Annotated in this window: 8 protein-coding genes; 6 read left to right on the top strand and 2 right to left on the bottom strand. The window is 34.2% G+C overall.

Annotated features, from left to right (window positions below; genetic code table 11):
* Both TD18_RS14985 and TD18_RS14980 read right to left on the bottom strand, forming a co-directional pair.
* A partial coding sequence (locus tag TD18_RS14985) for a PKD domain-containing protein (RefSeq protein ID WP_152611388.1) occupies window positions 1-3,020 on the bottom strand: 3,020 nt, incomplete at its 3' end.
* 10 nt (window positions 3,021-3,030) lie between these two features.
* A complete protein-coding gene (locus TD18_RS14980; RefSeq protein WP_040254244.1) occupies window positions 3,031-3,507 on the bottom strand; it encodes a hypothetical protein in 477 nt (158 codons plus the stop codon).
* A gap of 255 nt (window positions 3,508-3,762) precedes the next feature.
* Here TD18_RS14980 and folE point away from each other — a divergent pair, with 255 nt between their 5' ends.
* The 6 genes from folE to TD18_RS14950 all read left to right on the top strand — a co-directional run bounded on the left by folE (window position 3,763) and on the right by TD18_RS14950 (window position 8,343).
* On the top strand, window positions 3,763-4,440 hold the full coding sequence (gene folE / locus TD18_RS14975) for a GTP cyclohydrolase I FolE (protein ID WP_040254240.1): 678 nt from the start codon (window positions 3,763-3,765) through the stop codon (window positions 4,438-4,440).
* A 26-nt stretch (window positions 4,441-4,466) separates the two neighbouring features.
* Window positions 4,467-5,945 carry a cysteine--tRNA ligase gene (cysS, locus tag TD18_RS14970; RefSeq protein ID WP_040254238.1) on the top strand — a complete coding sequence of 493 codons (1,479 nt, stop codon included), beginning with the start codon at window positions 4,467-4,469 and terminating at the stop codon, window positions 5,943-5,945.
* 141 nt (window positions 5,946-6,086) lie between these two features.
* Window positions 6,087-6,446 carry a four helix bundle protein gene (locus TD18_RS14965; protein WP_040254236.1) on the top strand — a complete coding sequence of 120 codons (360 nt, stop codon included), beginning with the start codon at window positions 6,087-6,089 and terminating at the stop codon, window positions 6,444-6,446.
* Between the two features lie 43 nt (window positions 6,447-6,489).
* Window positions 6,490-6,726 carry a membrane protein insertion efficiency factor YidD gene (gene yidD, locus TD18_RS14960; protein ID WP_040254234.1) on the top strand — a complete coding sequence of 79 codons (237 nt, stop codon included), beginning with the start codon at window positions 6,490-6,492 and terminating at the stop codon, window positions 6,724-6,726.
* Window positions 6,727-6,910: 184 nt separating this feature from the next.
* Entirely contained in the window at window positions 6,911-7,837 is a 927-nt protein-coding gene (gene lgt / locus TD18_RS14955; protein ID WP_040254232.1) for a prolipoprotein diacylglyceryl transferase, read from the top strand.
* A 2-nt stretch (window positions 7,838-7,839) separates the two neighbouring features.
* A complete protein-coding gene (locus TD18_RS14950; RefSeq protein WP_040254230.1) occupies window positions 7,840-8,343 on the top strand; it encodes a DUF192 domain-containing protein in 504 nt (167 codons plus the stop codon).
* Window positions 8,344-8,415 lie beyond the last annotated feature (72 nt).

The following is an 8,415-nucleotide window of genomic DNA, read 5'->3' as shown; positions in this document are numbered from 1 at the left end:
TCACACAACTCATATGGCGTAACCGAAACCGTATCTGGCAACGGATTAACAAGCAATGTTAACTCTACCGTATCATAACAACCTGTCGTTCCACTCTCTACTCGAATATACACCGTCTGTACATTTGGTACAATATTATCATAGGGTATTGGGAGTACATTAACCCCATTGTCAGCATCTGATTGCGTCTCATGATACGTGACAACCATACCCGTTTGAACTCCAACGGCCTCCAAATCCTTTAAACTTAAATCAAAACTCGAAAACCCATCGTTGTCATCATCGCAAACCTCCAAGGGCGTTACAAAATTTGCTAATGGATTCATGATAACCTCTAAATCTAAAGTCGTGGTACTAAAACATCCATTTACTGTATCATCTAACCTTACAAACACAGTTTGCAAGTTTGGAATGATATTGGTGTAAGGTGAAAAAATTTCGTTTGTTGATGAATTGGCATCTGCAAGAGTTTCATAATAAGACACTACAACATTAGCCTGACCATTAATCACTTCCGTATTAGCATCTGTTAGAGTAAATATCGCAAAACCATCCGTATCATCATCACATGTAGACAAAGGTGTTGGCACAATAACAGCTGGCCCAGGATTAACGATCAAATCAAAAGAGATTGTTTCAAAACACAAGGTATTAGAATCATTTTCTCCTCTTACGAAAATAGTTTGAGGATTAGAGATATTTGTGTAAGGACTGGTAAGTGCGTTTATATTTGCATCTGCATCAGCTTGACTAAGATGATAAGTCAATGTTACTCCTGTCTGACCATCTAAAATAACTGCTGTTTGAGAATCTAAGTCAAATTGCTCAAACCCATCAGCTGAAAGATCATCACAAACAACTAAATCATCAGGTTGAACTAAAACAAGTCCTGAAGAAACAATTAAATCAAATGTTGTAACAACATAACAAGAAGTATTATTCGTATTTTCTAATCTGATAAAAATAGTTTGTGGATTAACTGTATTTGTATAAAGATTAGGAAGAGGATTTGCATCATTATCTGCATCAGCTTGTGTTGCGTGATAAGAAATAACAACATCAGTTTGTCCACCTAAAACTTCAGCATCTTTGGTAGATAAATCAAATTCAGTTAAATCATCAATAACAGCGTCATCACAAAGAATATAATCGGTAATAGGGTTTATAAAAGGATTCGGTAAAAAAGTTATTTCTACGTCTTCACTCAAAGTACAACTCTGATCGGTAACCTCTACTAAATAAACTCCTGAATTGGGAGATGACACCGTAATGGTAGAATTAGTTTCAGCAGCTTGTAATATCCCATCTATATACCATTGATATGTGGCTGTAGCAGAACCGATATCAGCATCCAAAATAATATCAGCGTCACCTTCACATAAATCTTGATCTGGACCCAAATCTACTGTAAAAGGAACATCTTTAGTAACAGTAACGTCATCTGTAACGATAACAACATCATTATTGCAATTGGTGTAAGTTACTTGAGCTGTATATGTGGTTGTAGTTGTTGGACAAACATTTAACGTCGGTGTTGTACCAATAACTGCTCCAGACTCATCCAACCATGCAAAGTCAATAATACTAGGACCAGCAGGTGTAAAACGCCAAGCTTCATCAGTAGCTGTCCACTGACCTGTATTTCTTCCAGGTGGTACAAAAGCTGTTGTACCTGCATCATTTTGAATACCAACAGCTGCATTTCCACTATTCCACCCTGTACACAATGGTTTATCTTTAATATAAATATCTATCACATTGGTTGTTTCATAAAACACTGCCATGTGTGTAGCTACTAAATTGTTACAAGAAAACATTGGCACTTCATAGAATGATACTGCCAATACTCTATTTGGTGCTGTACCAATAATTTCCCATGCAATTTCTTCTGCATTACCTACAGACGGATCTATATCATGAGTTGGTGTTAATACGTTAGCTTCTCCAAGAGTATCGTTTGTATTATTCGGTAAACTTTCGCTAAAAGACCAACCATTACTGGTGTCACCTGCATTAACATCAAAACGAATTACACCATTAGATCCCACTTGAAATTGGGTTTCAATATTTGTAAAAAAACAAAAATCAAACGGTAAATTCTCCACACCAGACCAACGGTCATCTTGATTAGGATTTAATGAATTCGTTAAACCATTAAAAGCAAATGGTGGCACAAAAGGAATTGCAGAAACTGTATAGGTATTTGTTTCACCAATATCTAAAAATTCTGCAGTGATATCTGTACAATCATCTGCACAATCGATAACTATATCGTCACCAGCTTCAACAAATGGATTTCCTGGACCAGATGCTCCAATTTGAGCGGTCAAATTAATCATATTTGCACTAGAACAACCTGAAGGATTGGTATCTGTAATGACTAAGGTCACTGTAAACAAGCCAGCTGTAGCATATTGATGTGTTGTAGTTGCTCCTGTTCCAGTGTTACCATCACCAAAATCCCAAAAGTAAGTCGCGCCAGTTCCGTCTACTGAAAATGTACCACTACCATTAAATGTTATGACTTCATTTACATCTGCAACAACAACATTATTGACGTCAAACGCTGGGTTTGTACTATCCAAATTTGCTACTATAGATTGACAAGGAGTTAAACAAGCAATATCTGCAGCCCATCCTGTAGTAGTACCCGAACCATTAGACACAAACTCAATAGTTAAACAACCTGAAGGAGTTGTTGCTTCAATAACGCCAGGATTGTTTCCTCCAGAAAATGAACCTAAAGAAGGGAACGTATTATCTGGACCGTCGTATATCGTTAATAAATCTAAGTTTAATTGAGTATTAAATTCTGTAAATGACAACTGAATAGCATCACCTGCATCAGGCGGACAAATTGTTAACGTGAAATTTTCATTACTTGAATAAGGTCCAAATTCACCTCCTGAATCAAAAAATCGATCTGTACATTGACTTATAGTTCCATCTTGCATCAGAATATCCTGACCATATGAAAAAACTGAAAAAATGAGGAATAATAGCGTAGTTATTTTTTTCATAATATGAAGATTATTGAGGGTTTTGAGATTTGATGATTATTAAAAACTGTGAATTATCAAATCGGTACGTTTTTGAACCTTCTCTTGAATAAAAGTTAAATTGATATTTTAAGGGATTAAATGTATTCGCATTGTATGAAGCATCACGACTTAAACCTTTATTGTAATGATTGAAAAGTGGAATCGTAGATAGGTTACTAAAGCTTGACAAGTCTTTTCCTTGAAGTTCAATAATTTCTACTCGGTTTCTAAGAATATGCTTTAAATCCTTTAAGCGTTGTGGCTTACTTAAAATATCTTCTTCGGCATGCTCTCCGTAAACTTCAACAATTTGTCCCAACTCTTTAGCCGTTAGTGGCGCGTCAACATTATCATAATATACGACATGCTGCAATGGTTTTTGTTTTTGACTATTTTGAGAAAACGATGTATTAATCGTTAACACACTAAAAATGAATGCCAAAGGCAGAAGATATTTTGTACTCATAGCTTTCTATTGATTAAAAGACGTGAAATTTAAGAAAATTTTAATTAAAATACTGTTAATGTCGAAACGTAAATAACGACCAATACGTACATTACTATAACATTTAAGATTAAAAAACTCCTACCTTTAGATTAACTTTTTTTAATTGTTTATCTTTGCAGACTCTAAAACCAACTTTTAAAGTTGATTTATACATTTTTAATTTTGAGCAGGTTTATTAATAAGGAATCGATAATACTCAGAAACATTTAATTAATGAAAATAGAAAAAGACTTGGAAGATTTTGAAGCAATAGGTGATGACCACATCGGTTCTTCGTCTGAAACTCCATTACGTAATGATGCTTTTAAACTTACTAATGAAGAAAAAATAGACATTATCAAAGATGATGTTCGTCATATCATGGAAACTTTAGGACTTGATTTAACAGACGACAGTTTAAATGGCACACCCAATCGCGTTGCAAAAATGTTTGTGAATGAGATTTTTGGTGGTCTTGATCCTAAAAGACGACCAAAAGCTTCAACTTTTGACAATAAATACAAATATGGCGAGATGCTCGTTGAAAAAAATATCACAGTATATTCAACGTGTGAACATCATTTACTTCCTATCGTTGGAAAAGCACATGTTGCGTACATTTCCAACGGAACTGTAGTTGGGCTCTCCAAAATGAATCGTATTGTCGATTACTTTGCAAAGCGACCACAAGTTCAAGAACGCCTAACCATTCAAATCGTTAAAGAGTTACAAGGTGTTCTCAACACTCAGGATGTAGCTTGCGTGATTGACGCCAAACACCTCTGTGTAAATTCTAGAGGGATTAGAGATATTGATAGCAGTACAGTAACGTCTGAATTTGGCGGAAAGTTCAAAGAAAAAGAAACCAAAAGAGAATTCTTAGACTACATCAATCTAGATACAGCATTTTAATTTTAAGGACCTTACAATTATTCAGCATGCAACTATATAAAGACCAGACCATTCAGATTTATAATTCATTAAGCGGTAAAAAAGAAATATTTAAACCCATTGAAGAAGGTTATGTTGGTATGTATGTTTGTGGACCAACCGTTTATAGCAATGTTCATTTAGGAAATGTAAGAACCTTCATGTCTTTTGATATGATTTACAGATATCTGAAACATTTAGGCTTTAAAGTCAGATACGTTAGAAACATCACAGATGCAGGTCATTTAGAAAACGATGCTGATGCCGGAGAAGATAAGATTACAAAAAAAGCGCGCTTAGAACAAATCGAACCTATGGAAGTGGTTCAGCGTTATACAGTTGATTTTCATAACATTTTAAACACACTTAATTTTCTACCTCCCAGCATTGAACCTACTGCTACTGGACATATTATTGAACAAATTGAGCTTATCAAAACTATTATTGATAACGGATTTGCTTATGAGGTAAACGGATCTGTTTACTTTGACGTTCATAAATTTAATGAATCTAACGAATACGGTAAATTAAGCAAGCGAAAGCTGGAAGACTTAATCCATAACACTCGTGCTTTAGAAGGACAAAGTGATAAGAAAAACCCACAGGATTTTGCACTCTGGAAAAAAGCTGAACCTCAACACATCATGCGTTGGCCATCACCTTGGAGTGACGGATTTCCTGGCTGGCATCTGGAATGCACAGCTATGAGCACAAAATATTTAGGTGATAATTTTGATATTCATGGTGGTGGTATGGACTTAAAATTCCCTCATCACGAATGCGAAATTGCACAAAGTGAAGCAGCAAAGGGCATCTCACCTGTAAACTACTGGATGCATGCTAATATGCTTCAGTTAAACGGGCAACGTATGTCTAAAACCACAGGAAACACGGTTAATCCTGATGAATTGTTATCGGGAAACAACAAGTTTTTCAGTAAAGCATATGCTCCTAGTGTGATTCGTTTTTTTAATGCACAATCGTCTTACAGAAGTGTTTTAGATTTAACTGATGATGGTTTGTTGGCAAGTGAAAAAGGCTTCTATAGGTTAATGGATGCTATAAATGCTTTAGACGATTTAAAAGCCGGAACTACATCTACGTTTAATGTTTCTGAATGGAAACAGAAATGTTATGATGCTATGAATGATGATTTCAATTCACCAATCTTGATTGCGCATCTTTTTGAAGCTGCTAAATTAGTCAATCAGATTAAAGATAATAAGGCTTCATTAACTTCTGAAGATCTAGAAGAATTAAAGAAAACTATAAATGCGTTTACATTTGATGTTCTGGGATTGGTCAATACGTCTAAATCTGATTCTGGTACTGGTAAACTATCAGCCGCAGTTGAATTATTAATTCAATTACGTCAAGAAGCGAGAGCCAATAAAGATTTTGCTTTATCTGATAAAATTCGTGATGAATTAGCTGCAAAAGGAATTCAGCTTAATGATGGTAAGAATGGTACGACGTTTTCTTTGTAAGAGTTGAGTTGTTGAGTTGTTGAGTTGTTGAGTTGTTGAGTTGTTGAGTTGTTGAGTTGTTGAGTTGTTGAGTTGTTGAGTTGCTAAATAATCTTTTATATTTGTAGAAAACAATCTATATTTGTTATAGATTTAAGATTTATGTGCACTTACTTATTTGAGAAACTTGAGGTTTGGAAAGAAGCCATTCAATTAGCTATATCAACACATAAAATAACTAAATTATTACCTAAGGAAGAAAAGTATGGATTTACTTCACAAATGCGTCGTTGCTCGGTTTCTATATCTTCAAATATTGCTGAAGGCACGTCGCGTTTAACTAAAAAAGATAAAGCGCATTTTATGACTATCTCATATAGTTCATCTTTAGAATTGCTAAATCAATTAATTATATCAAAAGAACTTGATTTAATTTCTGACGAAAACTTTATTAAATTACGACAAGATATTGAATCAATAACCAATAAAATCAATAGTTTAAGAAATCACTTTTTAAAGTAAAACCCACAACTTAACAACATACAACTTAATACCTTTACTATAATTGAAGAAACTCCTGACATATCCTTTTCTCTTTTTAATTAAAGTATACCAGACCTTGATTTCTCCATTTACACCTGCTTCTTGCAGATTTCAACCGACCTGTTCTCATTACGCCAAAGAAGCTTTAGAAGTCCATGGTTTTTTTAAAGGTGGAAAACTAGCTATAAAACGAATATTTAGTTGTCATCCATGGGGAAAAAGTGGTTACGATCCTGTTCCTAAAAAGGATGACAACTAAATATTTGCCTAGGCGCAAGCTCGCACATTCACTAAAAATGTACACTGTACATTTCCTTTTACGTTCCGTCGCCATGGGGAAAAAGTGGTTACGATCCTGTTCCCGAAAAAGAAGATTAAAACTATCTTAACGTTTACGACCATTCGGTCATAAATAGTATCTTTACCTCATAAAAACAAAAAATATGTACGCTTTAGATATCGTCTGGAACCCTTCTAAAGGAATTGATTTAGGATTTTTTACGCTCCACTTTTATAGTTTAATGTGGATAATTGCCTTTTTATTAGGCTTCTATATCGTAAAACGTATTTTCATAAATGAAAAGCAAACCAACGAAGCACTAGATTCGCTTTTTATCTATTCGGTTCTTGGTATCATGTTAGGCGCACGTCTTGGTCACGTGATTTTTTATCAGCCCGAATTAATCAATGATGATTTCTTTAGTATTTTCCTTCCGTTTAAATTTAAAGGAGGCGTTGAATTTACTGGTTTTCAAGGCTTAGCAAGTCATGGTGCTGCTATAGGTATGATTATTTCCATGTATTTATACAATAAAAAAGTGATTAAAAAGACTGTACTCTGGATTCTTGATCGTGTTGTAGTTCCAGTTGCTTTAGGTGCTGTTTTTGTACGCTTAGGAAATTTTATCAATTCTGAAATCATAGGGAAAGTAACTGATTCTTCATTTGGAGTTCAGTTCATTCAAGATACCTATAATAAATATGATGTTGTAAAAATCACAGGCATTAAAGACGTTAAAGACGCTTACACAGCATTAGGAAGCGATCCGAAATATGCGGAGTATTTAGAAAAAGTTCCGTTTAGACATCCTGCCCAATTGTATGAAGCTTTTAGTTATGTTTTTGTATTCCTGATATTAATGTTTGTCTATTGGAAAACAAATAAAAGCGAACAACAAGGGTATTTATTTGGTTTGTTTTTAGTGCTTCTTTGGACGGTTCGTTTCTTCGTTGAATATTTGAAAGAACCACAAGGTGAAGAATATTTCACATTATTTGGTTTACAAACTGGTCAGTTATTAAGTATTCCATTTATTTTAATCGGACTCTATTTTATGTTCGTTTATAAACCTAAAGACAAATTAAGTTAGTAATGAAGCGACAATGGCTAAAACTAATTACTATTCCTATTATTGGTGTTGTATGTTATTCTAGCATTTCATGTAAGGAAGAGGCCAAAAGCAAAACCGTTAAAGCGATTACTGTTTCTTTTAAAAAGGAAGGTGAACTTCAAATTAAAAAGTCGGTTTCAGATTCAATAATTACTAAACTTGATATTGAAATTGCCGACGATGACTATTCTACTCAAACAGGCTTAATGTATCGCGATCACATGGATAACAATCAAGGTATGTTATTTATTTTCCCGGATTCTGATTATAGAAGTTTTTATATGAAGAACACTGAAATTGCATTAGATATCATTTACATTTCAGAACACAAACAGATTGTTAGCATTCAAAAAAATGCTAAACCAATGGATGAAACTTCTTTACCTTCAGAAGCTCCAGCGAAATATGTTTTAGAAGTTAATGCTGGACTGAGTGATGTCTGGAATTTAGAAAAAGGAGATGTCATTGAATTCACTTCATTTTAAAACTTACCACTTTACTTAAAGAGGTATCCGACTACGCTCAACCTAAACGCATCAATAAAAAAAAGCCATTCA

This window comes from Psychroserpens mesophilus, from assembly GCF_000826645.1.
In the GTDB taxonomy this organism is placed as follows: domain Bacteria; phylum Bacteroidota; class Bacteroidia; order Flavobacteriales; family Flavobacteriaceae; genus Psychroserpens; species Psychroserpens mesophilus.
Note: the sequence above shows the minus strand (reverse complement) of the source record. Positions and strands in the feature narration are given on the sequence as shown.